We start from the raw sequence: 25,154 nt of genomic DNA on the forward strand, positions 1-25,154 counted from the left end.
AGTTGAAAGTAACCCCAGGTCATTCGATACCTCCTCGCCAGTAGCCGGGCAGAAATTCGAGCGGAAGCGAGCCGTCCTCTGATCTCTCACGCCATCCATTTCGAAAGTTTCGAAGCGTCGGGAGCGCCCTTCCGGTGCCGCCCTCTAAGGTGTGCCGGGTGGTCATCGGTGAGGGTGTACGGGCGGACACGGACAGTTCCAGCCGGGCGCCGGGGCGGCCGCCCCGGTGGCGGGTCCACCGTGTGCCGCTGATCTCCGTCGCGGCCGTGCTGCCGCTGTACGCCGTGTGGGCCGCCGTCCTGGCCACCGGCGCCGGCGACCTCGCCGCGCAGCTCGCCTGGGCCGGGTTCACCGCGCGCCACCCGGGATCGGCGTACAACCTGTCCTGGTACGGGGGGACGCACACCGCCAACTACAGCGTCTTCTCCTCGTACGTCATGGCCTTCGCCGGCGTCCGCACGGTCTCCGTCGTGTCGGGGCTCGCCGCCACCTGGCTGCTGGCCCGCGTCTTCGTCCGTACGGGCATGCACCGCCCGCTCCCGCCCGCGCTGCTCGGCGCGTTCGCCCTGTGGTGCAACGTGGCGTCGGGGCGTACGACCTTCGCGCTCGGCGTGGCCGTCGGGCTCGTCGCCTGCCGGTACGCCCACCGGCCCGTGGTGGCCGCTGCCGCCGGGGCGCTCGCCACCATGGCGAGCCCGGTGGCCGGGCTCTTCCTCGTCGTGGTGGGTGCGGCGTACCTGCTCGACCGGCGGTGGCGCACCGGCGCGGTCCTGATGGTCCCGTTCTTCGGGGTCGTCGGCGCGACGACACTGCTGTTCCCGTTCCGGGGCGAACAGCCCATGCACGCCGACCGGGTGTGGATGCCGGTCCTCGTCTGCGCGGTGCTGGCGTTCGCGGCGCCCCGGACGCGGGAGTGGCGGCTGACGCGGTACGGGGCCGTGGTGTACGCGGTCGGCGTGGTGCTGACGTTCCTCGTCGCGTCCCCGATCGGCACGAACGTCGAGCGGCTGCTCGGCCTGGTCGCCGTGCCCGTGCTGTGCGCGGCGGTCCTCGACACGGTCCGGGCCGGGGCGCGGGTGCGCACCGGGTTCCTGGCCGCCGTCCTCGTGCTCTCCGGGCTCTGGCTCGTCGACAAGACCGTGGACGACCTGCGTGTCTCCACCCCCGTGCCGGCCTGGGCGTCCCGCACCGAGGGCGTCGTCGCCGCGCTCGACCGGCTGGGCGCCGACCGGGTCCGCGTCGAGGTCGTCCCCGCGCGCAACCACCGCGAGGCCGCCGTCCTCGCCCCGCACGTCAACATGGCCCGGGGCTGGAACCGCCAGCTGGACGTCGAGCGCGGGCGCCTCTTCTACGAGGGCGAGCTCACCCCGGACCGCTACCGGGCCTGGCTCGACCGCTGGGCCGTGGGCCTCGTCGTCCTGCACCACGGACGCCCCGACGGGCCGGCCGAGGCCGAAGCCGCCCTGGTCAGGGGCGGGTTGCCGTGGCTGGACGAGGTGTGGGAGGACGACGGGTGGACGGTCTACCGGGTCCGGGAAGCCACCCCGCTCGCGCCCCCGCCCGCCACGGTCACCGGTGGCGGCGACGCGGATCTGGTCCTGCGCGTGGAGCGGGCCGGCTCGGTGACCGTACGGGTGGCGTACTCGCCGTGGCTCCGGGTGCGGGGGCCGGGCGGGGCGTGTCTGGCGCAGGACGGCGAGTGGACGCGGCTGACCGTGCGGAAGGCGGGGACGTACCGGCTGCACTCGGCGTACGGGCTCGCCCGCTTCACGAAGGGCGGCTGCTGACACCGGGCGGTCCGCGAGCCCTCGGGACGGGCCCGCGCCGGCGCCGCCCCGGTGAGATCCCGGCAACACCCGGGCAATGAAATACGGCGGAAACACACGGGGTCCCTCGCCGAAACGCGAGCCGGTCACGCTCGCAGTCGCTCCCACCGCTCCCCGCCCCGAGGAGGGACTCCCCCGTGACCCCCGTGACCGTGGCCGCAGCCGGTCTGGACACCGGCGACACCGCCTGGCTGCTCGCCGCCACCGCACTCGTTCTGCTGATGACGCCCGGGCTCGCGCTGTTCTACGGCGGCATGGTCCGCACGAAGAGCGTCCTCAACATGCTGATGATGAGCTTCGTCTCGATCGCCCTGGTCACCGTGGTCTGGCTGGTCGCGGGCTATGCGCTGGCCTTCGGCGACGACGCGTCCGGCGGGCTGGTGGGGAACCTGGACCACCTGGGCCTGGCGGACATCGGGCCGGACGCGCTGACGGGCGGGGTGCCGACCCTGCTGTTCACCACCTTCCAGCTCACCTTCGCGATCATCACGGCCGCGCTGATCAGCGGTGCGGTGGCGGACCGTACGAAGTTCGCCACGTGGCTCGTCTTCGTACCGGTGTGGACGCTGCTCGTATACGCGCCCGTCGCGCACTGGGTCTGGGGGCCCGGCGGCTGGATCAAGGAGGCGCTGGGCGCCCTGGACTTCGCCGGCGGGCTCGTGGTGGAGATCGCGTCCGGCGCGTCCGGGCTGGCGCTGGCGCTCGTGGTGGGACCGCGCATCGGGTTCCGGAAGGACGCGATGCGCCCGCACAACCTGCCGATGGTGATGCTCGGCGCCGGGCTCCTCTGGTTCGGCTGGCTCGGCTTCAACGGAGGCTCCGCGCTCGCCGCGAACGGGCTCGCCGCCGCCTCGATGCTCAACACGGTCGTCGCGGGCTGCACCGGACTGCTCGGCTGGCTCTTCGTGGAGCAGCGCCGCGACGGACACCCCACCACCTTCGGCGCGGCCTCGGGGGCGGTCGCCGGGCTGGTCGCGATCACCCCGGCCTGCGGCACGGTCTCCCTGGTGGGCGGCGCGGTGGTGGGGCTCGCGGCCGGTGCCGTCTGCTCGTACGCGGTCGCGTGGAAGTTCCGCTTCGGCTACGACGACGCGCTCGACGTCGTCGGGGTGCACTTCGCCGGGGGCGTCGTCGGCACCCTGCTGATCGGCCTGTTCGCGACCGCCACGATGACCGGCGGCCCGGAGGGCCTGCTGTACGGGGGCGGGGCGGCCCTGCTCCTGAAGCAGGCGGTGGCCGTGGTCGCGGTGGCGGCGTACACCTTCCTCGTGACATACGCGATCGGCAAGGCGATCGACCGGCTGATGGGCCTGCGGGCCAGTGCGGAGGAGGAGGTCACGGGCCTCGACCAGACGCTGCACGCGGAGAGCGCCTACGATCACGGCGCGCTGGGTCACGCGGCCCCGCAGTCGGCGCTCCCGAGGGACAGGAAGACCGCTCCATGAAGCTCATCACCGCCGTCATACGCCCGCACCGCCTGGACGAGGTGAAGACCGCGCTCCGGGAGGCCGGAGTCCAGGGGCTGACCGTCACCGAGGCCGGTGGTTACGGCCGCCAGCACGGGCACACCGAGGTGTACCGGGGTGCCGAGTACCGCGTGGACCTGGTGCCCAAGATCCGCGTCGAGGCGGTCGTGGACGACGCGGACGAGGAGGCCGCCGTCGACGCGGTCCTCCGGGCCGCCCGGACCGACCGCATCGGCGACGGGAAGGTGTGGGTCCAGCGGGTGGAGACGGTGATCCGGGTCCGCACCGGCGAGCGGGGGCCGGACGCGCTGTAGGACCCCCTCGGGCGTCAACGGCGTTTCAGCAGGCCCGCGTCCAGGGCCACCACCACCGCGCGCGTGCGGTCGTTGACGTCCAGCTTGGCGAAGACGCGCAGGAGATGGGTCTTCACCGTCGCCTCGCCGATGAACAGCCGGCGGCCGATCTCTGCGTTCGACAGGCCGTCCGCGACCGCTTCGAGCACGTCCGCCTCGCGGGCGGTCAGGGCGACCGGGGCGGGCCGCCGCATCCTGGCGACCAGGCGCTGGGCGACGCGCGGGGCGAGGACCGTCTCGCCGCGTGAGGCCGCGTGGATGGCGTCCACCAGCTGTTCGCGGGTGGCGTCCTTGAGCAGATAGCCGGTGGCGCCCGCCTCCACGCCGCGTTCGATGTCCGCGTCGGTGTCGTACGTGGTGAGGATCAGCACCCGGGTCGGGGCGGGGCCCGCGACGATCTCCGTGGTGGCGCCGACGCCGTCGAGGACCGGCATGCGCAGGTCGAGCAGGGCGACGTCCGGGCGGAGGCGTTCGACCAGGACGACCGCCTCGCGGCCGTCGCTCGCCTCGCCGACGATGTCGAGCGTCGGCTCGGAGCCGAGCAGGGCGACCAGTCCCGCCCGCATCACGGTGTGGTCGTCGGCCAGGATGATGCGCAGGGGCGCGGGGGTGGGCGTCATGGCACCTGGGGCCTCTCGTGCAGCGGGATGGTGGCGAGGACGCGGGTGCCGTCGCCGAGCGAGCTGGTGACCGTGAGCCCGCCGCCGAACTCCGCGAGGCGCCGGCGCATGCCGTCCAGGCCGAAGCCCCGGGAGTCCGCCACGACGAAGCCGCGCCCGTCGTCGGTGATCTCCAGCTCGGCGCCGCCGGGGTGGGCGGTGAGGACGACGCCCACGGTGGTGGCGGCGGCGTGTTTCCGTATGTTGGCCAGGGACTCCTGGGTGCAGCGGAGCAGGGCGACCCGGGTCGGCTGGTCGCAGTCGATGTCCGCGAGTTCGGCGGTGACCGTGAGGCCGGTGTCCTCGGTGAAGCGGTCCAGGGTGCGGCGGAGCGTCGCGGCGACGGAGCCCGCGGCGACCCCGCTGCTGGGGGCGGACCCGACGAGGACCCGGGCCTCGGCCAGGTTCTCCCGGGCCGTCTGCTCGATGGACTGCAGCTGCTGGGCGCTGCGCGCCGGGTCCGCGGTGAGCTGGGACCTGGCCGCCTCGGCGAGCACGATGATCGACGCGAAGCCCTGGGCGAGGGTGTCGTGGATCTCCCGGGCGAGGCGTTCGCGCTCCTCGGCCGCGCCCTGGCGCCGCTGGCTCTCTGCCAGTTCGAGCTGAGTGCTCTGCAACTCGGCGCGGAGGGCGGCCCGTTCGTCGCGCTGGGCCAGGGCCCTCGGGGTGAGCAGGGCCATCAGGACGGCGGCGGCCCAGACGGGGAGCGAGGAGAGGGTGTTGTGGAGGAAGACCTCCGGCTGCCCGCCCTCCCGCAGGCTCCCGCCGACCGTGATCCCCAGCGCGCCGAGCCCCGCGAAGAGGACGGCGCCCCGGGGGCTGTCCACGAAGACGATGAACTGGGCGAGCACCACGGTGTAGAGGGCGCCGAACCCGTCACCCAGCCAGGCGAGGAGCCCGAGCCCCACGACGAGCACCGACAGATAGCCGTACGGGCCCGGCACCCGGCTCCGGGGGCGCAGCCGCACCCGGGCGTAGCAGGCGGCGATGAGGCCCGTCAGCGCCAGGATGCCGAGCTTCCGGTCCCCGGGCGACCCGCCCGCCATCGTGACCAGCGTGACCAGGGCGACGAGGCCCCAGGACAGGGCCTCCCAGCCGTGGAGCACCCAGATCCAGAGCGGGTCACCGCGTCGGGGCCGTTGAAGCATGCCGGTCAGCCTACGGGGAGGGCGGGGGCGGCCTCGGGGGCGGCTGCGGGGTGACGCTTCCGGGGCCAGGCGCGCTCGCCGAGGAGCAGCAGGAGCGACGGGAGGACCATCATCCGGATCACCACGGCGTCCAGGAGGACGGCGACCGCGAGGCAGAAGCCCATCTGCTTCATCTCCGTGAGGTGCAGGAAGACGAAGGCCGCGAAGATCGTGACCATGACGAGGGCGGCGCTCGTGACGACCTTCGCCGAGCGGGCGATGCCTTCGAGGACGGCTTCCCGGGCGGTCATCCCGTGGTCCATGGCTTCCTTGATGCGGCTGACGACGAAGACCTGGTAGTCCATCGAGAGGCCGAAGAGCAGCACGAAGAGGAAGAGCGGTACGCGGGAGGCGATGGCGCCGAGCGAGTCGAAGTCCAGCAGCCCTTCGGCCCAGGTGCCCTGGAAGACCAGGACGAGCGCGCCGAGTGCGGCGGCGGCCGAGAGCAGGTTGAGGACGACGCCGATCAGGCCGATGACCGCCGAGCGGAAGGCGACCGCGGTGGTGACGAAGGTGAACAGCAGCAGGAAGCCGATCACCAGCGGCAGCTTGCCGCGTTCGTGGTGCACGTAGTCCTGCCCGCGTGCCACGTCACCGCTGACCGCCGTGTCGGCGCCGGCCAGCCGGCCGACGGTGGCGGGGATGTAGCGGTCGCGGAGGTGGTCCAGGGACGCGATGGCCTCGTCGGAGGGCGCGGGGTGCGGCACGGCCAGTTCGAGCACGGTGACGCGGCCGTCGGCGGAGGTCCGCAGGACGGGCTTCCCGGTCCGGGCGAAGAGCGGGTCGGCCTGGGCGCGCCGCCCGAGTTCGGTCAGCGCCGCCCTGGCCTCGGCCGCCCGGCCGGGGCTCGTACGGGTCACCACCTCGTGTTTGACGAGGAGTTCGGGGTACGCCGCGGTGAGCCGGTCGTACACCTGCATGGCGGGGATCGAGCGGGAGAAGGTGTCCTTGCCGGGGTCGACGAGCTTGAGGCCCAGGGCGGGTGCGGCGACGGCGAGCATGACCAGGACGGACGCGCACAGGGTGGCCGCGGGGTGGCGCTGAGCGGGGCGCAGCAGGGCGGCGAACATCCGGCCGTTCTCGGGCTTCGGGCGCTTGGCGGTGATCGGCGCCCCGCGCTTGGCCCGTCGGGCGGCCCGGTTCGCGGCGCGGCGTTCCGCGCGGTGGCCCAGCTTGACCAGGAGGGCGGGGAGCACGGTCAGCGAGCTGAGCACGGCCACGGCGACGACGAGGATCGTGCCGGTGGCCAGCGAGGAGAAGATGACGTCCGTGGCGAGGTAGAGGGTCGCGGTGCAGACGATGACCGCGAGCCCGGAGACCACCACGGCCCGGCCGGCGGTCGCCGACGCGAGTTCCACCAGTGCCTCGGGGCCGAGCCGGCCGCCCGCACGGGCCCGTTCCTCGCGTTCGCGCTTGAGGTAGAAGAGGGTGTAGTCGACGCCGACCGCGAGGCCCATGAGCAGCAGCATGTTGGTGCCGACGCCCGGGTCGGGCAGCAGGTGCGAGGCCAGCATGGACAGGCCCATGGCCGCGGCGATCGAGGAGAGCGCGAGGAGCAGCGGCACCCCGGCCATGACCACCGAGCCGAAGACGGCCAGCAGGATGACGAGCGTGACCGGCAGGGAGAGCCGTTCGGAGAGCGCGAGGTCGTCGCCGCGCTGGTCGTTGACGCCCTTGCTGATGGCCGGCGAGCCGGTCTCCTCCACGACGAGCTCCGGGTGGGCGCCGGCCACCTCGGCGGTCTCGGCGAGGAGCGGGACGACGTTCTTCTTGCCGTCCAGCTCGGGGCCCTCCATGACGACGCTCACCCGCAGGGCGGTGCCGTCCTCCGAGGGGACGGGTGCCTCCACTGCGCGTACCTCGTCCAGGGAGCGCATGCGCTCGGTGAGTTCGCGGGCCGCCTGGTCCGCCCGGGCGGTGTCCAGCGGGCCGGAGGCGGAGCGGATGAGGATGTGTTCGGTGGGCCGGCGCTGGAGGCCGCCGTCGGTGGCCATCGACTCGGCGTGACCGGCCTCGCCGACCCAGAAGTCCTTCGTGGTGGCCGCGTTGGAGCCCGCCGCGATGCCGGCGCCGAGGCAGAGGAGGACGAAGAGGAACCATCCGGTGATCGCGCGCCAGGGGTGCCGGGCGCTCCACCGGGCCAGGTGTACGGGTCGAAGTCTCATGTCCTCCATGCTGTTTCGGAGGGGGGTGCGCCCGGCAGCCTCGACCGGTGGAACGGGGGGTCCACCGGTCGGTGGACCCGCGCCGGTCCGGTGTCAGAGCCGGGCGCCGAGGCGCGTCTTCGCCTCCGGCCACTCCTCCGCGAGCAGCGAGAAGTACACCGTGTCGCGCCAACTGCCGTCCGGGCGGCGGCGATGGCGGCGCAGGACGCCCTCGTGGCGGGCGCCGAGGCGGGCGATGGCCCGCTGGGAGCGGTCGTTGAGGTGGTCGGTCTTCAGCTGGACGCGGCCCATGCCCAGGTCCTCGAAGGCGTGGGTGAGCAGGAGGAGCTTGGTCTCCGTGTTGACGGCGGTCCGCCAGTGGGCGCGGCCGTACCAGGTCCAGCCGATCTCCAGGCGCTCGTTCGCCACGTCGATGTCCATGTACGTCGTCCAGCCGACGGCCCGCCCGGTCTCCCGGTGGATCACGGCGAAGGGGAGGTACGCCGGGTCGGCGAGGAGGGCGGTCAGGGTGGCCCCCAGCTCCTCCGGGGTGCGGGGCGTGGGACCGCCCAGCCAGCGCCACACCTCGTCGTCGTCCCCGCCGGCGGCGAACAGGTCGTCCAGATGGGCGGGGGTGAGCGGTTCGACGCGGACGTGGCGGCCGGTCAGGGTCACGGGGAGGGGACGCGTGGCGGTCATGCCCGTCACCCTACCGGCGTACGCACTAGCGTCAAGTCAGTTATGCACTAGTGCGTATTACCGGCGTCCTCCGTGTCCGCCCGGCCCTCGCGCCCGGCCGCCGCGCGCATGGCCGCCGCCATCGACCTGATCTCCGGCAGCTCGTCGTACAGCGCCTGGCCGGGGCAGCGCGTCTGGTACGTGTCGCGGTGGCCGGAGATGACGTTCAGCACGGCCACCTCGCCCTCGGGGTACCGGCTCGCGTCGTTGGTCGACCGCAGCCGCACCTTGCCGCGCGGGTCCTCGCCCGGCCGCAGCTTCCACGCCGCGAGGGTCGCCAGGGCCCGTACGACGGGGGCCGGGACCTTCTCGCCGTCGCGGTAGTCGCCGAGCACCGCGATGCCCACGCTGTCGGCGTTGAAGCCCGTGGTGTGGGCGCCGCGCACCGAGCGCGTGATGCCGCCGGCCCGGCCCTCGTAGATCGTCCCGCACCGGTCGACCAGGAAGTTGTAGCCGATGTCGTCCCAGCCCCGGCCCTTGATGTGGGCCTCCTCGACGTTCCGGATCAGCTCCGGGGCCTCCGCGCAGTCGTAGTCGCTGGTCTCGCCGGTGTGGTGGACGAAGACGGCGCGGACGGCGCCCGTGTAGGCGGCACGCTCCCGGACGATGGACTCGTCCGCGTGCCAGGCCGCCCGGCTGACGATCACCGGCTGCGGCGCGGCGACCGCCCGGGTGCGGGCGGCGGTGGGCGGCGGCTCGGCCAGGACGTGGGGCACCGGGGCGTCCCGCGGCACCAGGAGAGCCAACGGGAGGACCGCGGCACCCAGCCATATTCGGTGGGGCCACATGGCTCCACCCTGCGGCCATCCCGCCCGGCCCGCAGATGAGGTGGCCGATCGGGTGAAACCGCCCCGGACGGGGAATAGCCCGGCCGCGCCCGGGTCGGCCCGCACCGGCGATATCCTGGGGGCAGCGGGCCGGTGACGGCCCCGCGCGGCGATGGGGCCCGCCGTACCCGAACCGCGGACGCGTGACGCGCCGCCAACGGTCCCTACTTGCGCAGACGCGCGCCCGCGCCCGGCGGGCGCCCCGGCAGGTAGGAGACGCATGCCCGGCACCTTCGCGAAGAACCCGCAGACCGCCGTCGTCGCCGTGGTCGCGCTCGGCGGCGCGACCGGCGCCTCCGCGCGCTACGGCGCCTCGCTGCTCTGGCCCACCGCGGCCGGCGGCTTCCCCTGGACGACCCTCGTCGTCAATGTGACCGGCTGCGCGGTCATCGGCGTGTTCATGGTGGTGATCAGCGAGGTGTGGGCGGCGCACCGGCTGGTCCGGCCGTTCTTCGGGACCGGGGTCCTCGGCGGGTTCACCACCTTCTCGACCTACGCGGTGGACGTCGAACAGCTCGTGTCGAAGGACCAAGCCGGCACCGGACTGGTCTATCTCGGAGTGACACTGCTCGCGGCCCTCGCGGCGGTGTGGAGCGCGGTGTGGCTGACGCGCCGCGCACTGGCGTGGAGGCAGGCATGACGACACCCGTGACCGAACCGGGGCTGCGGCTGACCGTGCTGGTCGGCGAGTCCGACAGCTGGCGCCACCGGCCCGTCTACACGGAGATCGTGCACCGGGCGCACGCCGCCGGTCTGGCCGGCGCCAGCGTCTTCCGGGGCATCGAGGGCTTCGGCGCCTCCTCGGTGGTCCACACCCAGCGGCTGCTCTCGCTGAGCGAGGACCTGCCGGTCGCCGTGGTGATCGTGGACGCGGAGGAGGCGGTACGGGCGTTCCTGCCGGAGATCGCCGAGCTGACCGGCGCTTGCCCGGTGACGCTGGACGCCTGCGAGATCGTCCGGAGCCCCGGGATACGGGGGGACCAGGAGTGAACTGGCTGCTCGTGATCGCCGGCGCGGCGGTCGGCGCCCCGCTGCGCTATCTGACCGACCGGGCGGTGCAGTCCCGCCACGACAGCGTCTTCCCGTGGGGCACGTTCGCCGTCAACATGACCGGCTGCCTGATCCTGGGCACGCTGACCGGCGCGGTGGCGGCCGGGGCGGCCTCCTCGCACCTTCAGCTGCTGCTCGGGACCGGGCTGTGCGGGGCGCTGACCACGTACTCCACGTTCAGCTACGAGACGCTGCGGCTCGCGGAGGACGGGGCCCGGTTCTACGCGGCGGCCAACGTCGTGGTGAGCGTCGTCGTGGGCCTCGGCGCGGCCTTCGCCGGCGTCACGCTCGCCGAGGCGCTCTGGGCCTGACCCGGCGCTCGGAGGGCGGCGCGGTGATGGTGACGGGGACGCCGGAGGGTGCCTGCGCGCCGGTGATGCGGCTCAGCTCCTCCCCGCCCGAGCGGACCTCCGCGATCCGCGGGGTGATGCCCGCGTCGGCCATCAGCCGGGTCATGTCGCGGCGCTGGCTGGGCAGCACCAGCGTGACGACGCTGCCGGACTCGCCGGCCCGGGCGGTGCGGCCGCCCCGGTGCAGGTAGTCCTTGGGGTCGGCGGGCGGATCGACGTTGACCACGAGGTCCAGGTGGTCGATGTGGATGCCGCGCGCCGCGACGTTGGTCGCCACCAGGACCGAGACGTGCCCGGTCTTGAAGCGCTCCAGGGTGCGGTTGCGCTCCGGCTGCGACTTTCCGCCGTGCAGGGCCGCCGCCCGGACCCCGCTGTTGAGCAGGTGCGCGGTCAGCTCGTCCACGGCGTGCTTGGTGTCCAGGAACATGAGCACCCGGCCGTCGCGCGCCGCGATCTCGGTCGTGGTGGCGAACTTGTCGGAGGGCCGTACGTAGAGCACGTGGTGCTCCATCGTGGTCACCGCGCCCGCGGCCGGGTCCACCGAGTGGACGACCGGGTCGTCGAGATAGCGCCGGACGAGCAGATCGACGTCGCGGTCCAGGGTCGCCGAGAACAGCATCCGCTGGCCGCCCACCGGGATCTGGTTGAGCAGCTGGGTGACCTGCGGCATGAACCCCATGTCGGCCATCTGGTCCGCCTCGTCCAGCACCGTCACCTCGACCCGGTCCAGGACGCAGTCGCCGCGCTCGATGAGGTCCTTGAGGCGGCCCGGCGTGGCGACGACGACCTCGGTGCCGCCGCGCAGCGCGGCCGTCTGGCGGCCGATCGACATCCCGCCGACCACGGTCGCCAGACGCACCCGCAGCGGCTTCGCGTACGGGGTCAGCGCGGCGGTCACCTGCTGGGCCAGCTCGCGGGTGGGGACCAGGACCAGGGCGCGCGGATGCCGGGCCTCCGCGCGGTGCCCCGCCGTGCGGGCCAGCACCGCCAGGCCGAAGGCGAGGGTCTTCCCGGAGCCGGTGCGGCCCCGGCCCAGCACATCGCGCCCGGCCAGCGAGTTCGGCAGGGTCGCCGCCTGGATCGGGAACGGCTCGGTGACGCCCTGCGCGGTCAGCGCCGCCAGCACGGCGTCGGGCAGGTCCAGGTCGGCGAAGGCCGCGACGGGGGGCAGCGCCGGGGTGACGGTCCGCGGCAGCTCGTACTCGCCCTGCCGCGCGACGGGCTTGCGGCCCTTCCCGCCGAAGCGGCGGTCGGGGGCCCCGGAGCGGCCGGCGCCCCGGGTGCGGAAGCCGCCGCCCGCGCGGGCGCCCGCACCCGGGGCGCCCTGGCCACGGGAACGGGAGGAGCGGTCGTGGGAGCGAGGTGTGCGGTCGCGGTTCAAGCGGAACCTTTTCGTCAGGGAGTGTCCGGCGTCCGCCAGCTCTTTCCGATGGTAGCCGGGGCGGGTGCGGGGCGCCGGGCCCGGAAAACACACCCCTGACAAGGACACTGACCAGCCGGTCAGTTGATGACTGCCCGGGCAGGGGCCATAATGTGCGGGTAGCCCTTCACGCATCCCCCGTCGTGAAGGGCTACACCCCTTTGTGGGCGCGCGAAGGCGGCGCGCACCGGCGTCTTCACGGGCAAGGGACTCCCCTCGTGGCCCCCTGCCCATGTTTTTTCGAGTTAACAGTGACGTAGAGTGTTTGCGCAAGCCCGCTCCGGACACCGGATGAGAATGCTCCGCTTCACGCCACCTCCGGTCGCCCGCCCCCGGGAGCGTGGTCGGGGGTTCGTTACAGTACGAGCCCGTTGACCGAATCGAGCGCCGCCCGGGGCCGGACAGGGGCCTGCGGCGGACGTGAACGTGGGGGCCGGATGGACAACGGGGAAGAGCGCGCGCCGGAGCTGCGGACGCTGCGCCAGAAGGTCGAGTACATGGTCGAGAAGACCTTCCCCGGCCGCAGGATCTCGGGCCGGTTCTTCGCCGACCTGGTCAGGGAGCGCGGCGGGTCGCTCTCCCACAGCTACTTCTCCAACATCCTGGCCGGCAAGGTGACCCAGCCGTCCGAGGAGATCCTGAAGGCGCTCGGCCTGGGCTTCGGCGTGGACTGGCGGTTCTTCAAGGAGGAGTCCGAGGTCGTGGACGACGTCGTGGCCGGCCTCCAGTTCCTCGCCAAGCGCCGGACCGGCGAGATCAGCGGGCTCGCCGGGCGCGGGCTCGACGAGGAGGGGCTGCCGCCGGAGCTGCTGCGGTTCGCGATGTCCCTGCTGCGGGACGCCGAGGAGCGCACGCCCCCGGCCGGCGGCGGACAGCAGGGCTGAGCCGTGTCCATGCGGAAGTTGCGGAGGGAGTGCGAGGAGGGGCTGGCGGAGCTGCCGCTGCCCTCGCCGTTCTCCATACCCGGCCTGGTGGCCAACATGGAGGCGGCCCGGGGCCGGACCATCGTGCTGCACGAGATGCCCGACCGGCTGGCGCGCGTCAACGCCGCCTGCGGGCTGCGCCTGAAGTCCGGGGACACCAGCTTCGTGCTGTACCGCCGGCGCCCCACCGAGTACCAGACCCAGCACGTGATCCTGCACGAGCTGTGCCACGAGTGGTTCGACCACGGCACCTCGCTCGACGCGGAACAGCTCCAGCGGCTCCTGCCCGTCTTCGACACCTCGCTCATCTCCCGGATGGTCGGCCCGGACGCGGTGATCGCCCCGGACGCCGTGCAGGCGCGCGCGCAGTACGACACCCACGACGAACGCATGGCCGAATTCGGTGCCTCGCTGATCCCCCGGATGGCCCGGGACGTCACCAGCGATGACATGGTGGGGCGGCTCGCCAACTCGCTCTCGCGTCCGGTCGCCCACCGCCGCGGCGGCCTGTTCCGGCGTACGTAGCATCCCAACCGTCCGACCGCCCTCCCCCCACCCCGAGGACTTTCCGCCGTGACCCCGCTCGACCTCGCCGGCTATCTCGTAGCGGGCCTGATGACCGCCGTCGCCCTGTGGCGCATGCCGGCCGCCCTGTGGGGTGACGAGGAGGACCGGCGCCGCCGGGCGCTGTGGGGGTGCTACGCGGGCTTCGCGCTGGCGCTCTGGACGAAGACCCGGTTCGTACGCGTCGGGCTCAACGACAGCCCGGTGACCGACCTGTCGGTCCTCATCAAGCACTACACGGCGACCATCGCGATTCTGGCCATTCTCAGTTACATCGTGGCGATCTACGGCCGGTACGCGGACGAGGGCGACATCCCCCGGCACGTGCGGTTCGCCCGGCTCATCCAGCAGGTCGCGGCCAAGGCGTCGGTCGCCACGCTGGTGCTGCTCACCGTGCTGTTCTTCACCGTGGTCGACCGCTCCACGCCCTCGGACCGCTTCGTCGCGGACCACGCCGGGCAGTGGGGCGCCACGCTGTACATGAGCGTGTTCTACCTCTACCTGGGCGCCGCGTCCGCCGTCTGCGCGTACCAGTGGGCGCTGGCCACCGGGAGCGCCCGGATGCGCCATCTGCGCGTCGGGCTCGGGATGATGACGTTCGCCATGTTCATCGGCGTCGGATACACCGTCAGCCGGACGCTGTTCCTCTGGGTCAGCGTCGTGGACCGGCCGAGCGAGTCCTTCGCGCTGGACTTCGACGAGGCCACCGAGGCCGCCCAGGTCGTCCTGTTCCTCTTCTTCGCGGTCGGCGCCTCCATCCCGGCCCTGAGCAACGTCCGCCGCCGGGCCAAGCTCTGGCGGGCGCAGGCCAGGCTGCACGGCCTCTGGTACGAGCTGATGACCGCCTTCCCGGACCAGCCCTTCGAGCCCCCGCGCCCGCTGCGGCGCGAGCTGACCCGCTTCGACACGCCCGCCGACCTGCGCGTCGACCGCTGGGCGGCGGACATCGCGGACGCGGTCGAGAAGCTGCGCCACTACGTGCCGGACACCCTGCTGCCCGCCGCGGAGGCCGCCGCCGGGGCCGGTACCGGCTCGCCGCTCGCCGACGCGTACTGGATCAAGGCGGCGCTGGCCGCCCGGGCCGCCGGGGCGCCGGCCGGGAAGGCGGCGGCCGTCTCCGCCCAGCACGCCACCGACCAGGACGGCGAGGTCGCCTGGCTGGTCCGGGTCGCCGCGGCGTACCGCACGGTCACCCCGGAACAGGCGCGCCGGGTCCTGGAGGACTCGTCCGCGGCGGGCAAGGAGCAGCCGGCATGACCACCGACACCACCGGCACCACGGCCGCCCCGGACCACGCCCTGGCACGGAGGGTGACCGACGTCCTCCAGCCCCGCAACCTGCTGCTCGTCGGCATGCTCGCCATCGGCCTCGCGGCGGCCGGCGACTGGACCGGCGTGCCCTGGGGGCTGCTCGGCGCGCTCTGCGCCGGCATCGTGCCCGCCGGGTACATCGAGTGGGAGCGGGGGCGCGGCACCTGGGGCGACCGCCATGTCGTGGACCGCACCAAGCGGGCGCCGATCTTCTTCGTGATCCTGGGCTCCATCGGCGCCGGGTCGGCGGTCATGCTGCTGGGCGGGGCGCCCACCGGCATCCTGGCCGCGATGCTCGCGCTGTGGGCGATGACGGTCGTCCTGCTCGCGGTCAACACGGTGTGGAAGATCTCCGTCGACGCCTCCGTGGCCTCGGCCGTGGTCGCCCTGCTCGCCGCCGTCCACTCGCCGTGGTGGCTCTTCGGGTACGCGATGACCGCCGCCGTCTCCTGGTCGCGGGTGGCGCTCGGCTACCACACCGTCGGCCAGGTCACGGCGGGGACGGCCCTGGGCGCGGCGACGGCCGGGGCGTTCCTGTTCGGGTGACCCCGCTCAGGGCTCCGGGTCCACGGCGTCCGGGTCGTCCCGGGTCCGCGAGGCCATGACCGCGATGTCGTCCTCGGCGTTGGGTCCGAAGCGTTCGAGCACCCGGTCCAGGAAGGTCTCCAGATCGCCGTTGTCCGGCAGGACCAGCTCCCCCAGCCGGGCGACGCACGTGTCGATGTCCTCGCCGCGCCGCTCCACGAGCCCGTCGGTGTACATGAACAGCACCGTGCCCGGGCCGCACTCCATCACCGTGGACCGGTAGCCGCCGAACCCGGTGCCGAGCGGCGGCGCCGCCGGTACGTCGCAGATCCGGGTGCCCGCCGAGCCCGGGTCCAGGAAGACCGGCGGCAGGTGGCCCGCGCTCGCCACCTCGCACAGCCCGCCGTCCGCGTTCACCACGGCGAGCAGACAGGTCGCCGCCCGGTCGATCCCGGACCGCTCCACCATCCGGTCCAGCTGTTCCAGGATGCGGTGCGGGGGCAGTTCCTCGTCGGCCAGGAGGCGCAGCAGCGAGCGGTAGTGGCTCATCGCGACGGCCGCCTCCACCCCGTGCCCCATGACGTCGCCCATCGCCTTCAGGTGGCGCCCGTCGGGCAGCGGGATGACGTCGAACCAGTCGCCGCCCACCAGGACGCTGCGGTCGGCCGGCAGATAGCGGGTGGCGACCTCGATGTGCGGGTGGGGCGGCCGAGGCTCGGAGAGCAGGGAGCGCTGGAGTTCCAGGGCGATGGTGTGCTCGTGGGTGAAGCGGCGGGCGTGGTCGAGATGGACGGCGGCCCGCCCGGCGAGCTCCCGGGCCACCACCACGTCGTCGTCCGCGAAGACGGGCGAGCCGCCGGCCCGGAGCAGGCCGAGCACACCGATCGGGGCCCCGCGCACGGAGATGGGTACCGCGACGGCCGAGTGCAGGCCCAGGTCCCGGTAGGCGTCGGCCCACTCGGCGGTGGGGGCGGAACGGTTCACCTGTTCGTCGTCCGTGAGGTTCTCGACGATGGGCTGGTTGGCCGCCAGGCAGCGCGGTACGGCGGCCTCCTCCTCGTGGTCGACGTAGTCGCCGACCGCGCCGAACCGCAGGACGCCCGGACTCAGCCCCCGTACCGCCGACATCGCCGCACGCCTCAGCCGGACGACCCCGGGCGGGCCGGGGCGGACCGGCGGGGCGACGTCCCGGGGGAAGATCTCCACGATGGCGACGTCGGCGAGCCCCGGGACGACGAGGTCGGCCAGCTCGGCGCAGGTGGTGTCCATGTCGAGGGTGGTGCCGATGCGGGTGTTCGCGCTGTCGAGGAGCGAGAGGTGGCGCTGGGCCTGGGCGAGCCGGCGCTGTTCGTCGTCGGCCATCACCTCCAGCACGATCCCGACGACGCCGGCGACCCGGCCGTCCACCTCCAGGCGGTGGTAGGCCCCGTGCCAGTAGACCCGGGCGGTCCCGGACTCGGCGGGCAGCCGGCCGCTGGAGGTGACCTCGCGGGCCCGGCCGTCCGCGAGCACGGCGCGCATCAGGTCCTCGCGGGCGTCGATGTCGGGCATGACCTCGCCGGGGCGGCGGCCGATGTGGGCGGCGGGCGGGATGCCGTTGTGGCGTACGAGGGACGGGTTGACGTACACGTAGCGCAGCTCGGTGTCGAACACGGCCACGCCCGCCGTCGTGCCGTCGAGCACGGCGGCGAGCGCCCTGACGTCGATGGACGGCGGATGGTCGGCGTGCACCGGCAAGGCGAACCTCCTGGGGGCAGGGCACGGGCCGCCTGCTGCCCGGCCCTTCATCCTCGGTCGCCCCGCCCGCTCCCGCATCCGCAGCACCGCCGGGTGGCGGGTGTCAGGGCGCGCCCGAGGCGTAGGAGCCCGGAGTGGTGCCGAACGCGTGGCGGAAGGACTGGATGAAGGCGCTCGGTCCGCTGTAGCCGCAGGCAACGGCCACCGAGGTGACCGAGCCGCCCGAGGCGAGCAGGGTCAGCGCGTGGTGCAGGCGGAGCTGGGTGCGCCACTGCGGGAAGGACATCCCGGTCTCGGCGCGGAAGAGCCGGCTCAGGGTGCGGGGCGCCGCGCCGACGGCCGCGCCCAGCTCGGTGAGGGTCCGCCCGTCCGCCGGGTCGGCCTGGAGAATACGGGCGATGTCGCGCAGCCGGGCGTCGGCCGGGGTGGGCAGGCAGACCCCGAGCGGTTCGACCCGGCGGAGCTGGTCGAGCGCGACGCGCTCCAGGTTGCGCCGGCGGCGCGCGTCGCCGGTCAGTTCGGTGTCGTCGGTCAGGCAGGCCACGACCTCGCGCAGCAGCGGGGTGACGGCGAGGACGGTCGGCCGGTCGAGCCGGAGCGGGTTGTCGGCCGGGGCGAAGCTGAGCGCCCGCAGCTCGGTCGGCCCGTACGCGAGGTGCGCGTGGACGACGCCGGCCGGAATCCAGACGGCCCGGTGCGGGGGCACCGCCCAGACGCCGAGCGGGGTGGCGACCTCCAGGACCCCGCGGGAGGGGCACACGAGCTGGTGCTCCAGGTGGTGGTGGCTCCCGATGCGCTCCTGGTGCGCGAGCGGGACCCGGGCGGGTCCGTGCAGAGTGCGGCAGGTTGGCGACACAAGGAGGCAGATTATCGCTAGCCCGCTCCGGTGCGCGGCCGGAATCCTCGAAGGGACCTTCAGCGAGGAGCGCCTTCATGACCACCCACGACGCCGCACCGGCGGGCTCCCCGCCCGCCTCAGCCGCGCCCGCCGCAGCCCCGCACGCCGCAGCCCCGCCCGTCTCCGTCGCGCCCGGCTCCGCCTGGCGGCGGATGCGGATGTGGGGCGCCGCGCACGCCGTGGACGACCTCTACCAGGGCCTGGTGCCCGCCTGCGTCCCGTACTTCGTGCTCGACCGGGGCTACAGCTACGTCGCCGCCTCCGGGCTGACCCTCGCGGCGGCCCTCGGCAGTTCGGTGCCGCAGCCGCTCATCGGGCTGGCGGTGGACCGCTACCGGCTGCCCCGGCTGGCGCCCGCCGGGCTCGCCGTCGCCGGGATCGGGCTCGGCCTGTCCGGTCTGGTGCGGCCGTACGCCGCCGTCTGGCTGCTGATCCTGCTCTCCGGGCTCGGCGTGGCGATGTTCCACCCGGCGGCGGGCAAGGCGGCCCGGGAGGCGGCGGGCGACAGCGCGTCCGCGATGAGCGTCTTCGCGGCGGGCGGCAGCGTCGGCTTCTTCCTGGCCCCGGTCCTGGCGACCCCGGCGCTCGTCGCGATGGGGGTCGGGGCCACGGCGCTGTTCATCCCGCCCGCCGTCCTGATGGCGTTCGTCCTGCTCCGGCACCGCCCGGCCGCCGCGCCGGTGCGCAGGACGGGCCGGGCGGGGCGCGACCGGTGGCGGCCGTTCCTCTTCCTCACCGGGATCGAGGTGGTGCGCTCGGTGGCGTTCTTCGGCGCGATCACCTTCATCGAGCTGTTCTGGATTCGCCACCTCCACTCCGGCCGGGGCGTCGCCGGCGCCGCGCTCGCCTGCTTCCTGGTCGGCGGGGTGGCCGGCACGCTGCTCGGCGGCCGGATCGCGGACCGCGTCGGCATGGTCCGTACGGTGCAGCTGGGCGGTCTCGCCGCCGTTCCGGCCCTGCTCGCCCTGCGGTTCACCCCGGGCACCCTGCTGCCGCTGGTCTTCGCGGTCCTGGCGGGGCTGGTGCTCAACGTGCCGTTCGCCGTCCTGGTGAAGCTGGGTCAGGACTACCTGCCGGGGCGTCCGGGTACGGCGGCCGGGGTCACGCTGGGCCTCGCCGTCAGCATCGGGGGCCTGATCGCCCCGGCGCTGGGTGCGGCGGCGCAGGCGTACGGGCCGCAGGGCGTGTTCACGATCCTGTGCGCGATCCCCGTACCGGCCGTGCTCCTCGGGCTGTTCCTCACCGAACCGGAACCGTCCCCGGGTGGCTGACCGTCCCCAGTGACGGAGGCATGCTGTACGCGACACGGGCGGCACCACCGCCGCCCGGGCGCAGCACACCGAAGGGCACCCCATGGGATCGTCACCGCAACTCGGCTCATCCGTACCGGACTTCACCCTCGCGGGCGGTGTCCTCGCCGGGGACGCCTTCGAGCGGCGCGACTACTCGCCCGCCCAGGCGCGCGGCCGGGCCCTGGTCCTCGCCTTCTACCCGGGCGACAACACCACCGTGTGCACGAAGCAGTTGTGCTCGTACTCCTCGGGCATGGAGACCTTCGAGGCACTGGACGCGGAGGTGTGGGGGATCAGTCCACAGGGTGTGGACAGCCACGAGTCGTTCGCCCGCGCCCACGGGCTGCGCATGCCGCTGCTGGCGGACCCGGGCCGGGAGACCGCCCGGGCCTTCGGCGTCGCGGCGCCCGGCATCGGGGTGCGGCGCGCGGTCTTCCTGATCGACGGCGAGGGGGTGCTGCGCTGGAAGCACGTGGCGCTGCTGGGGGCCACCTTCCAGTCCCTGGACTCCCTGGCCGACCGTCTCTCCGGCATCGTCAACACATAGAAGACTGCCGGGTTCCGGCAATGTCGCCTCGGGGGTGCGTATGGGATCATCCAGCCAGTTCTACGGAAAAGCAGCACAGGGGCCGGGGCCGGGAAGGGTGATGACGAGATGACCTTGTTTCTCGGTCTCGGCATCGTGGGGATCGCTCTGCTCGCCCTGTCGCTGATCTTCGACGGAATCCTGGAGGGCCTCTTCGGGGGCCTGCTGGAGGGCCTGTTCGGCGGGCTCGTCTCCCTTCCGGTGATCGCGGGCTTCCTGTCGATGCTGGGCTTCGGCGGCGCCATCGTGCTCGGCACGACCGGTGCGGGCACCGTCGTCGCCACCGCGGCGGGGGTCGCGGCCGGGCTGGTCGCCGCCCTGCTCACCTGGAAGTTCAGCCGCGCCCTGATGCGGGACCAGACCGACGCGACACCGCGCGGCGAGGACCTGGTCGGCACGTCGGGGTCGGTGGTCACCGCGATCCCGGTCGACGGTTACGGCGAGGTCCTGCTCCGCCTCGGCGGCCAGCTCGTGAAGCTGTCCGCGAGAAGCACGGTGCCGGTCGCGCGCGGCGCCGAGGTCTGGGTCGAGGCGTCGCTCTCCAGTACCTCGGTGTCGGTCCGTCCCGTCGAACGCTGACCGGCACGCCCGGCCCCATCACCGCTCGTCTCACGACTGCCCCCGTCAGGAGGCAGAGGGGGAAACCGCATGAGTCCCGTAATGATCGCGATCGCCGGAGTCGTCGTACTCCTCTTCCTGCTCGCCCTCGCCGTGATCACCCGTTACAAGGTGGCCGGCCCCAGCCAGGCGTTCATCATCACCGGCCGCCGCGGCAAGAAGTCCGTCGACCCGGTGACCGGCCGGACCAGCATCGACAACAGCGGCCAGAAGGTCGTCGTCGGCGGCGGCGTCTTCGTCGTGCCGTTCGTGCAGCAGAAGTTCACCCTGGACCTGTCCAGCCGGCACATCCCGGTCGCCGTGCGCGGCGCCGTCACCCTGCGCGGCGTCAAGGCGCACCTCGAAGGCGTCGCGATCGTCAAGGTCGGCGGCAGCGAGGACTCCATCCGGGCCGCCGCCCAGCGCTTCCTGCGCCAGCAGGACGGCATCGTCGGCTTCACCCAGGAAGTGCTGTCCGGCGCGCTGCGCGCCATCGTCGGCCGGATGTCCGTGGAGGACATCATCCGCGACCGCGCCGCCTTCGCGAGCCAGGTGGCGGAGGAGGCCGAGGCCAGCCTGTCCGGCCAGGGCCTGATCCTGGACGCCTTCCAGATCCAGGACATCACCACCGAGGGCTCCTACCTGGAGGACCTGGGCCGCCCCGAGGCCGCCCGCGCCAAGCAGGAGGCCGACATCGCGGAGGCCATCGCCCGCCGCGCCTCGGAGCAGGCCAGGCTGAAGGCCGCCGAGGAGATCGCGATCGCCGAGCGGACGTTCTACCTGAAGCAGGCCGAGATCAAGGCCGAGACCGAGGCGGCCGCCGCCCAGGCCGACGCCGCCGGTCCGCTCGCCGAGGCCGCCCGCCGCCAGGAGATCCTGACCGAGCAGGAGAAGGTCGCCGAGCGCCAGGCCGCGCTGACCGACCGCGAGCTCGACACCAAGGTCCGCAAGCCCGCCGACGCCGCGCGCTACCAGGCCGAGCAGGAGGCGGAGGCCCGCCGCATCGCCCAGGTCAAGGAGGCCGAGGCGGCCGCCGAGCGCGCCCGGCTCACCGGTCAGGGCGAGAAGCTGCACCGCTCCGCGCTCGCCGAGGCGGTCCGCATCGAGGGTGAGGCGGAGGCCGCCGCCATCGCGGCGCGCGGTGCGGCCGAGGCCGAGGCCATGCAGAAGAAGGCCGACGCCTTCGCGCAGTACGGCGACGCGGCCGTGCTCCAGATGCTCGTCGAGGTGCTGCCCCAGGTCGTCGCCAAGGCCGCCGAGCCGATGAGCGCGATCGACAAGATGACCGTCATCTCCACGGACGGCGCGAGCCAACTGTCCCGTACGGTCACGGACAACGTCGCCCAGGGCATGGAGCTGCTCAGCTCCACCACCGGCGTCGACCTCGCCGCGCTGCTCCAGAACCTCAAGGGCGCGGTGCCGAAGCCGGCCGCCGCCGAACCGGTGGTCCCGGCCCCGTCGGCGCCGGCCGAGAAGAACGGGAAGATCGAGATCGGCGACTGATCCGCCGCACACCCGGACTCGCGTGCCCGGCCGGTTGCGCAACCGGCCGGGCATCCGTGTGCCGGGGCCCGGGACCTCGCGGGACGGTGGCCGGAAAACGCCCCTCAGGGGTGGCGCATACCTCCGGATAAGGTAATGCGGGTCTAAAGAGATGACCAAGTGCCTCGCGCGTACCGCGCCCTCGGGAGGAAGCCATGGGAACCCACCGCACCACGCTGCCCGGAGTCGGCGTCCAGTACGACTACACGACCGAGTCGGGGCAGCACATCTCCGTGGTGGTCCACCACGACGGGCGGCGGTTCATCGGCTTCTACGACCAGGACGACCCTGATTCGTGCCTGCTCTCCGTCCCCCTGACTCCACAGGAGGCGACCGGGCTCGCGCACCTCATCGACGCGGCGCCCATCGACGCCGTACGGACCGAGGGAATCGACCTGGTCACCGAGCACATCCCGCTCGGCACCCGCTCGCCGTACGGCGGCCGGCTGCTCGGCGACACCAAGGCGCGGACCCGGACCGGCGCCTCGATCGTGGCGGTGCTGCGCACCCACAGCGCGCACCCGTCACCCGGGCCGGACTTCCGGCTGGCCATCGGCGACACGCTCGTCGCCGTCGGAACACGCGAGGGCGTCGACACGCTCTCCGAGATCATCGCGGAGGGCTGACCGTGCACGACACGACCGCACTGCTGGTGGAGCTCGGCTCCGTCATCCTGGGACTCGGCATCATCGGGCGGTTCGCCGGCCGGATAGGGCTCTCGCCGATCCCCCTCTACCTGCTGGCCGGGCTGGCCTTCGGCGAGGGCGGGCTGCTGCCGCTCGGGGCCAGCGAGGAGTTCACCGCCGTCGGCGCCGAGATCGGCGTCATCCTGCTGCTGCTCCTGCTCGGCCTCGAATACAGCGCCTCCGAGCTGGTGACCAGCCTGAAGACCCAGTACCCGTCCGGGGCCGTGGACTTCGTGCTCAACGCGACCCCGGGCGCGGTCGCCGCGCTGCTGCTCGGCTGGGGCCCGGTCGGGGCCGTCGCGCTCGCCGGTGTCACCTGGATCTCCTCCTCCGGGGTGATCGCGAAGGTCCTCGCCGACCTCGGACGCCTCGGCAACCGGGAGACCCCGGTCATCCTCGGGGTGCTCGTCATCGAGGACCTGTCGATGGCGGTCTACCTGCCGCTGCTCACCGCGATGCTCGCGGGCGTCGGGTTCGCCGGCGGCAGCATCGCCCTGCTCATCGCGCTCGGCACGGTCGGTCTGGTGCTCTACCTGGCGCTGCGGCACGGCCGGCTGATCAGCCGGGCGGTCTCCTCCGACAATCCGGAGATGCTGCTGCTCGTCGTGCTCGGGCTGACCGTCCTGGTCGCCGGGGTGGCCCAGCAGCTCCAGGTGTCGGCCGCCGTGGGCGCGTTCCTCGTCGGCATCGCGCTCTCCGGTGAGGTCGCGGAGGGCGCGCGCAAGCTGCTGACCCCGCTGCGGGACCTGTTCGCCGCCGTCTTCTTCGTGTTCTTCGGGCTCTCCACCAACCCGGCCGAGATCCCGCCGGTGCTGCTGCCGGCCGCGCTGCTCGCCGTCGTCACCGTCTTCACGAAGATCGGCACCGGCTGGTACGCGGCCCGGCGCGCCGGCATCGGACCGCGCGGGCGCTGGCGGGCGGGCGGCACGCTCGTCGCGCGCGGCGAGTTCTCCATCGTCATCGCCGGCCTGGCCGTGGCGACGGAGCCCCGCATCGGCCCCATCGCCACCGCGTACGTCCTGATCCTGGTCATCGTCGGCCCGCTCACCGCGCGCTGGACCCAGCCGGTGGTCGAACGCGTCCGGAAGTGGCGCGGCAAGGACGGGGCGTCCGCCGCCCCCGTGGGCAGCGCCCAGGTCCCCCCGGCCCGGGAAGAGGTCTCCGCCTCGTCCGAATAGGGCCGCCGCCCCGCCCGGGGCAGCCGTGCCCGCGGGGCGTCAGGACCCGCCTCGTGGGGGCGGCGTGGGGTGTCAGGCCCCCGCCTCGTCCGGACAGCGCGGGGTGTCAGGCCCCCGCCGGCAGGTCCTGCGTCCAGCCCAGCGGGTAGGCGTCGGTGCCCTCCGCCGGGGCCGCCGCCTCGCCGCCCGCGTCGGTGAACGCCCGCAGCGCGTCGATGAGTGCGGCGCGCTGCTCGGGCGCGATGCGCTCCACGATCGAGGCGACCTCCCGGCGGCGGCCGGCCGTGACCTCCTCGACCAGCCGGTGGCCCTCGGGCGTCACCCGCAGCACCGTCTCGCGGCGGTTGGCCGGGTTGACCTGGCGCTCCGCGAGGCCCGCCGCGATCAGCCGGTCCAGCATCCGCATCGCGGTCGAGGGGTTCACGCCGAGGCGTTCGGCGAGGGTGACGAGCTTGGCCTCCCCGTGCGTGGAGAGCACCACGAGCAACCGGAACTGGGGCAGCGTCACCCGGTCCTCGACCGCCGCGAGCGACCGGGCGGACACCGCGACCAGCAGCCTCGACGCGGTCAGCACCGCGCGCGTCACCGCGTCGACGTCGTCCCGGTCCGGGGCGGTCGGGGGGTCATCGGGTGCCTGTCCGTGCGCGGCCATGCCCCTTTCTACCGCGCCCGGCGCGGTTACTCGAACCGGCGGTCATCCGATACGGAAACGCCGCCCAACCGGTACCGGACCGACAGCGTCGCGCACTGGCCCCGACGTTTGGATTGTGCAACGTTTGCATAGTGACACATGAATCCGCGGCTTCGCCCGCTCCCCGGCGCCCGGCCCCGCCGACCGGCTGGCGGCGCACCGCCTTCCGGCTGCCCGTCCACATGTTCCGCATGGGGCTCGGGCCGCTCTTCGGAGGCCGGCTGCTGCTGCTCGTCCACACCGGCCGCGTCTCCGGCCTCCCCCGCCGGACCGCCATCGAGGTGGTGGAGGCGGGCACCCACGAGGGCCGGGCCTGCTGGACCGTCGCCTCGGGCTTCGGCCCCGGCGCGGACTGGTTCCGCAACCTGGAGCGCACCCCGCAGGCCACGGTGCAGGTCGGCCGCCGGTTCCACGCGGTGACCGCGCACGTGCTGACGCCCGAGGAGGGCGGCGAGCTGATGACGCGGTACGCGCCCCGCCACCCCCGGGTGGCCCGCCGGCTCTGCGCGTACATGGGCTTCGAGGTGGACGGCAGCGCGGAGGACTACCGGCGGGTCGGCGAGTCGATCCCGTTCGTCCGGCTCACCGAGGGCGCGAAGCGCTGA

26 protein-coding genes are annotated in these 25,154 nt (G+C 73.6%); 17 read left to right on the forward strand and 9 right to left on the reverse strand.

Annotated features, from left to right (window positions below):
* The first annotated feature begins 242 nt into the window (after positions 1–242).
* The 3 genes from ACFUJY_RS01775 to ACFUJY_RS01785 all read left to right on the forward strand — a co-directional run bounded on the left by ACFUJY_RS01775 (position 243) and on the right by ACFUJY_RS01785 (position 3,606).
* Positions 243–1,787: a hypothetical protein gene (locus ACFUJY_RS01775; protein ID WP_383293875.1), complete on the forward strand. Its 1,545-nt coding sequence runs from the start codon at positions 243–245 to the stop codon at positions 1,785–1,787.
* Between the two features lie 176 nt (positions 1,788–1,963).
* Complete coding sequence (locus ACFUJY_RS01780) at positions 1,964–3,271, forward strand: ammonium transporter (protein ID WP_383292949.1); 1,308 nt, start codon at positions 1,964–1,966, stop codon at positions 3,269–3,271.
* On the forward strand, positions 3,268–3,606 hold the full coding sequence (locus ACFUJY_RS01785; RefSeq protein ID WP_383292951.1) for a P-II family nitrogen regulator: 339 nt from the start codon (positions 3,268–3,270) through the stop codon (positions 3,604–3,606). The genes ACFUJY_RS01780 and ACFUJY_RS01785 overlap by 4 nt, the downstream gene beginning before the upstream one ends.
* 14 nt (positions 3,607–3,620) lie before the next feature.
* On the opposite strand, the gene ACFUJY_RS01790 is transcribed toward ACFUJY_RS01785, so the two are convergent.
* The 5 genes from ACFUJY_RS01790 to ACFUJY_RS01810 all read right to left on the reverse strand — a co-directional run bounded on the left by ACFUJY_RS01790 (position 3,621) and on the right by ACFUJY_RS01810 (position 9,161).
* The gene (locus ACFUJY_RS01790; RefSeq protein ID WP_383292954.1) at positions 3,621–4,265 is read right to left on the reverse strand and encodes a response regulator; all 645 of its coding nucleotides are present in this window, start codon (positions 4,263–4,265) and stop codon (positions 3,621–3,623) included.
* Complete coding sequence (locus ACFUJY_RS01795) at positions 4,262–5,452, reverse strand: sensor histidine kinase (protein WP_383292957.1); 1,191 nt, start codon at positions 5,450–5,452, stop codon at positions 4,262–4,264. The genes ACFUJY_RS01790 and ACFUJY_RS01795 overlap by 4 nt, the downstream gene beginning before the upstream one ends.
* A gap of 5 nt (positions 5,453–5,457) precedes the next feature.
* Complete coding sequence (locus ACFUJY_RS01800; RefSeq protein WP_383292960.1) at positions 5,458–7,656, reverse strand: MMPL family transporter; 2,199 nt, start codon at positions 7,654–7,656, stop codon at positions 5,458–5,460.
* Positions 7,657–7,749: 93 nt separating this feature from the next.
* Positions 7,750–8,334, reverse strand: a complete 585-nt coding sequence (locus ACFUJY_RS01805) for a GNAT family N-acetyltransferase (RefSeq protein ID WP_383292962.1) — start codon at positions 8,332–8,334, stop codon at positions 7,750–7,752.
* 47 nt (positions 8,335–8,381) lie between these two features.
* The gene (locus tag ACFUJY_RS01810; RefSeq protein WP_383292965.1) at positions 8,382–9,161 is read right to left on the reverse strand and encodes a peptidoglycan recognition protein; all 780 of its coding nucleotides are present in this window, start codon (positions 9,159–9,161) and stop codon (positions 8,382–8,384) included.
* Positions 9,162–9,420: 259 nt separating this feature from the next.
* Between ACFUJY_RS01810 and crcB (ACFUJY_RS01815) the strand changes: the two genes are divergently transcribed.
* Genes crcB (ACFUJY_RS01815) through crcB (ACFUJY_RS01825) form a run of 3 tightly spaced genes read left to right on the forward strand, consistent with a single transcriptional unit; the run spans position 9,421 to position 10,561 of the window.
* The gene (gene crcB, locus ACFUJY_RS01815) at positions 9,421–9,840 is read left to right on the forward strand and encodes a fluoride efflux transporter CrcB (protein ID WP_383292968.1); all 420 of its coding nucleotides are present in this window, start codon (positions 9,421–9,423) and stop codon (positions 9,838–9,840) included.
* Positions 9,837–10,190, forward strand: a complete 354-nt coding sequence (locus ACFUJY_RS01820; protein WP_383292971.1) for a DUF190 domain-containing protein — start codon at positions 9,837–9,839, stop codon at positions 10,188–10,190. Before crcB (ACFUJY_RS01815) ends, ACFUJY_RS01820 begins: the two co-directional genes overlap by 4 nt.
* Positions 10,187–10,561, forward strand: coding sequence for a fluoride efflux transporter CrcB (gene crcB, locus ACFUJY_RS01825; protein ID WP_383292974.1), 375 nt, complete (start codon positions 10,187–10,189; stop codon positions 10,559–10,561). The genes ACFUJY_RS01820 and crcB (ACFUJY_RS01825) overlap by 4 nt, the downstream gene beginning before the upstream one ends.
* On the opposite strand, the gene ACFUJY_RS01830 is transcribed toward crcB (ACFUJY_RS01825), so the two are convergent.
* Complete coding sequence (locus tag ACFUJY_RS01830; RefSeq protein ID WP_383292977.1) at positions 10,533–11,981, reverse strand: DEAD/DEAH box helicase; 1,449 nt, start codon at positions 11,979–11,981, stop codon at positions 10,533–10,535. The two genes, crcB (ACFUJY_RS01825) and ACFUJY_RS01830, sit on opposite strands and share 29 nt — an antisense overlap.
* Before the next feature lie 476 nt (positions 11,982–12,457).
* On the opposite strand from ACFUJY_RS01830, the gene ACFUJY_RS01835 reads away from it, so the two are divergent.
* The 4 genes from ACFUJY_RS01835 to ACFUJY_RS01850 are packed head-to-tail and all read left to right on the forward strand — an operon-like array spanning position 12,458 to position 15,363.
* Positions 12,458–12,904 carry a hypothetical protein gene (locus tag ACFUJY_RS01835; RefSeq protein ID WP_383292980.1) on the forward strand — a complete coding sequence of 149 codons (447 nt, stop codon included), beginning with the start codon at positions 12,458–12,460 and terminating at the stop codon, positions 12,902–12,904.
* 3 nt (positions 12,905–12,907) lie between these two features.
* Entirely contained in the window at positions 12,908–13,468 is a 561-nt protein-coding gene (locus tag ACFUJY_RS01840) for a toxin (RefSeq protein WP_383292983.1), read from the forward strand.
* Positions 13,469–13,516: 48 nt separating this feature from the next.
* The gene (locus ACFUJY_RS01845) at positions 13,517–14,764 is read left to right on the forward strand and encodes an MAB_1171c family putative transporter (protein ID WP_383292985.1); all 1,248 of its coding nucleotides are present in this window, start codon (positions 13,517–13,519) and stop codon (positions 14,762–14,764) included.
* Positions 14,761–15,363 carry a hypothetical protein gene (locus tag ACFUJY_RS01850; protein WP_383292988.1) on the forward strand — a complete coding sequence of 201 codons (603 nt, stop codon included), beginning with the start codon at positions 14,761–14,763 and terminating at the stop codon, positions 15,361–15,363. The genes ACFUJY_RS01845 and ACFUJY_RS01850 overlap by 4 nt, the downstream gene beginning before the upstream one ends.
* A 6-nt stretch (positions 15,364–15,369) precedes the next feature.
* Here ACFUJY_RS01850 and ACFUJY_RS01855 read toward each other — a convergent pair whose 3' ends face one another.
* Together ACFUJY_RS01855 and ACFUJY_RS01860 are read right to left on the reverse strand one after the other, a co-directional pair.
* Positions 15,370–17,079 carry a SpoIIE family protein phosphatase gene (locus ACFUJY_RS01855; RefSeq protein WP_383292990.1) on the reverse strand — a complete coding sequence of 570 codons (1,710 nt, stop codon included), beginning with the start codon at positions 17,077–17,079 and terminating at the stop codon, positions 15,370–15,372.
* Between the two features lie 103 nt (positions 17,080–17,182).
* Positions 17,183–17,935, reverse strand: a complete 753-nt coding sequence (locus tag ACFUJY_RS01860; protein ID WP_383292993.1) for an AraC family transcriptional regulator — start codon at positions 17,933–17,935, stop codon at positions 17,183–17,185.
* A gap of 77 nt (positions 17,936–18,012) precedes the next feature.
* Here ACFUJY_RS01860 and ACFUJY_RS01865 point away from each other — a divergent pair, with 77 nt between their 5' ends.
* The 6 genes from ACFUJY_RS01865 to ACFUJY_RS01890 all read left to right on the forward strand — a co-directional run bounded on the left by ACFUJY_RS01865 (position 18,013) and on the right by ACFUJY_RS01890 (position 23,858).
* Positions 18,013–19,248 (forward strand): MFS transporter, encoded by a 1,236-nt coding sequence (locus ACFUJY_RS01865; protein WP_383292996.1) that lies wholly within the window; start codon positions 18,013–18,015, stop codon positions 19,246–19,248.
* A gap of 82 nt (positions 19,249–19,330) precedes the next feature.
* Complete coding sequence (locus ACFUJY_RS01870; RefSeq protein ID WP_383292999.1) at positions 19,331–19,816, forward strand: peroxiredoxin; 486 nt, start codon at positions 19,331–19,333, stop codon at positions 19,814–19,816.
* A 108-nt stretch (positions 19,817–19,924) separates the two neighbouring features.
* Positions 19,925–20,434: a hypothetical protein gene (locus ACFUJY_RS01875; protein ID WP_383293002.1), complete on the forward strand. Its 510-nt coding sequence runs from the start codon at positions 19,925–19,927 to the stop codon at positions 20,432–20,434.
* 69 nt (positions 20,435–20,503) lie between these two features.
* Positions 20,504–21,955, forward strand: a complete 1,452-nt coding sequence (locus ACFUJY_RS01880) for a flotillin family protein (protein WP_383293005.1) — start codon at positions 20,504–20,506, stop codon at positions 21,953–21,955.
* Between the two features lie 194 nt (positions 21,956–22,149).
* Positions 22,150–22,620: a cation:proton antiporter regulatory subunit gene (locus tag ACFUJY_RS01885; RefSeq protein WP_124719734.1), complete on the forward strand. Its 471-nt coding sequence runs from the start codon at positions 22,150–22,152 to the stop codon at positions 22,618–22,620.
* A gap of 2 nt (positions 22,621–22,622) precedes the next feature.
* Entirely contained in the window at positions 22,623–23,858 is a 1,236-nt protein-coding gene (locus ACFUJY_RS01890) for a cation:proton antiporter (protein ID WP_383293008.1), read from the forward strand.
* Positions 23,859–23,964: 106 nt separating this feature from the next.
* On the opposite strand, the gene ACFUJY_RS01895 is transcribed toward ACFUJY_RS01890, so the two are convergent.
* Positions 23,965–24,510, reverse strand: coding sequence for a MarR family winged helix-turn-helix transcriptional regulator (locus tag ACFUJY_RS01895; protein ID WP_383293010.1), 546 nt, complete (start codon positions 24,508–24,510; stop codon positions 23,965–23,967).
* Between the two features lie 131 nt (positions 24,511–24,641).
* Here ACFUJY_RS01895 and ACFUJY_RS01900 point away from each other — a divergent pair, with 131 nt between their 5' ends.
* Positions 24,642–25,154 (forward strand): nitroreductase family deazaflavin-dependent oxidoreductase, encoded by a 513-nt coding sequence (locus ACFUJY_RS01900; RefSeq protein WP_383293013.1) that lies wholly within the window; start codon positions 24,642–24,644, stop codon positions 25,152–25,154.

The organism is Streptomyces sp. NPDC057249 (genome assembly GCF_042669245.1).
GTDB lineage: Bacteria > Actinomycetota > Actinomycetes > Streptomycetales > Streptomycetaceae > Streptomyces.

What these genes read in the sequence shown, in the direction of transcription:
- ACFUJY_RS01800 (WP_383292960.1), bottom strand. Translation starts at nt 7,656, where the DNA reads ATGAGACTTCGACCCGTACACCTGGCCCGGTGGAGCGCCCGGCACCCC.
- ACFUJY_RS01810 (WP_383292965.1), bottom strand. Translation starts at nt 9,161, where the DNA reads ATGTGGCCCCACCGAATATGGCTGGGTGCCGCGGTCCTCCCGTTGGCT.
- ACFUJY_RS01795 (WP_383292957.1), bottom strand. Translation starts at nt 5,452, where the DNA reads ATGCTTCAACGGCCCCGACGCGGTGACCCGCTCTGGATCTGGGTGCTC.
- ACFUJY_RS01880 (WP_383293005.1), top strand. Translation starts at nt 20,504, where the DNA reads ATGAGTCCCGTAATGATCGCGATCGCCGGAGTCGTCGTACTCCTCTTC.
- crcB (WP_383292968.1), top strand. Translation starts at nt 9,421, where the DNA reads ATGCCCGGCACCTTCGCGAAGAACCCGCAGACCGCCGTCGTCGCCGTG.
- ACFUJY_RS01805 (WP_383292962.1), bottom strand. Translation starts at nt 8,334, where the DNA reads ATGACCGCCACGCGTCCCCTCCCCGTGACCCTGACCGGCCGCCACGTC.
- ACFUJY_RS01875 (WP_383293002.1), top strand. Translation starts at nt 19,925, where the DNA reads ATGACCTTGTTTCTCGGTCTCGGCATCGTGGGGATCGCTCTGCTCGCC.
- ACFUJY_RS01895 (WP_383293010.1), bottom strand. Translation starts at nt 24,510, where the DNA reads ATGGCCGCGCACGGACAGGCACCCGATGACCCCCCGACCGCCCCGGAC.
- ACFUJY_RS01790 (WP_383292954.1), bottom strand. Translation starts at nt 4,265, where the DNA reads ATGACGCCCACCCCCGCGCCCCTGCGCATCATCCTGGCCGACGACCAC.
- ACFUJY_RS01785 (WP_383292951.1), top strand. Translation starts at nt 3,268, where the DNA reads ATGAAGCTCATCACCGCCGTCATACGCCCGCACCGCCTGGACGAGGTG.
- ACFUJY_RS01820 (WP_383292971.1), top strand. Translation starts at nt 9,837, where the DNA reads ATGACGACACCCGTGACCGAACCGGGGCTGCGGCTGACCGTGCTGGTC.
- ACFUJY_RS01850 (WP_383292988.1), top strand. Translation starts at nt 14,761, where the DNA reads ATGACCACCGACACCACCGGCACCACGGCCGCCCCGGACCACGCCCTG.
- ACFUJY_RS01835 (WP_383292980.1), top strand. Translation starts at nt 12,458, where the DNA reads ATGGACAACGGGGAAGAGCGCGCGCCGGAGCTGCGGACGCTGCGCCAG.
- ACFUJY_RS01885 (WP_124719734.1), top strand. Translation starts at nt 22,150, where the DNA reads ATGGGAACCCACCGCACCACGCTGCCCGGAGTCGGCGTCCAGTACGAC.
- ACFUJY_RS01870 (WP_383292999.1), top strand. Translation starts at nt 19,331, where the DNA reads ATGGGATCGTCACCGCAACTCGGCTCATCCGTACCGGACTTCACCCTC.
- ACFUJY_RS01865 (WP_383292996.1), top strand. Translation starts at nt 18,013, where the DNA reads ATGACCACCCACGACGCCGCACCGGCGGGCTCCCCGCCCGCCTCAGCC.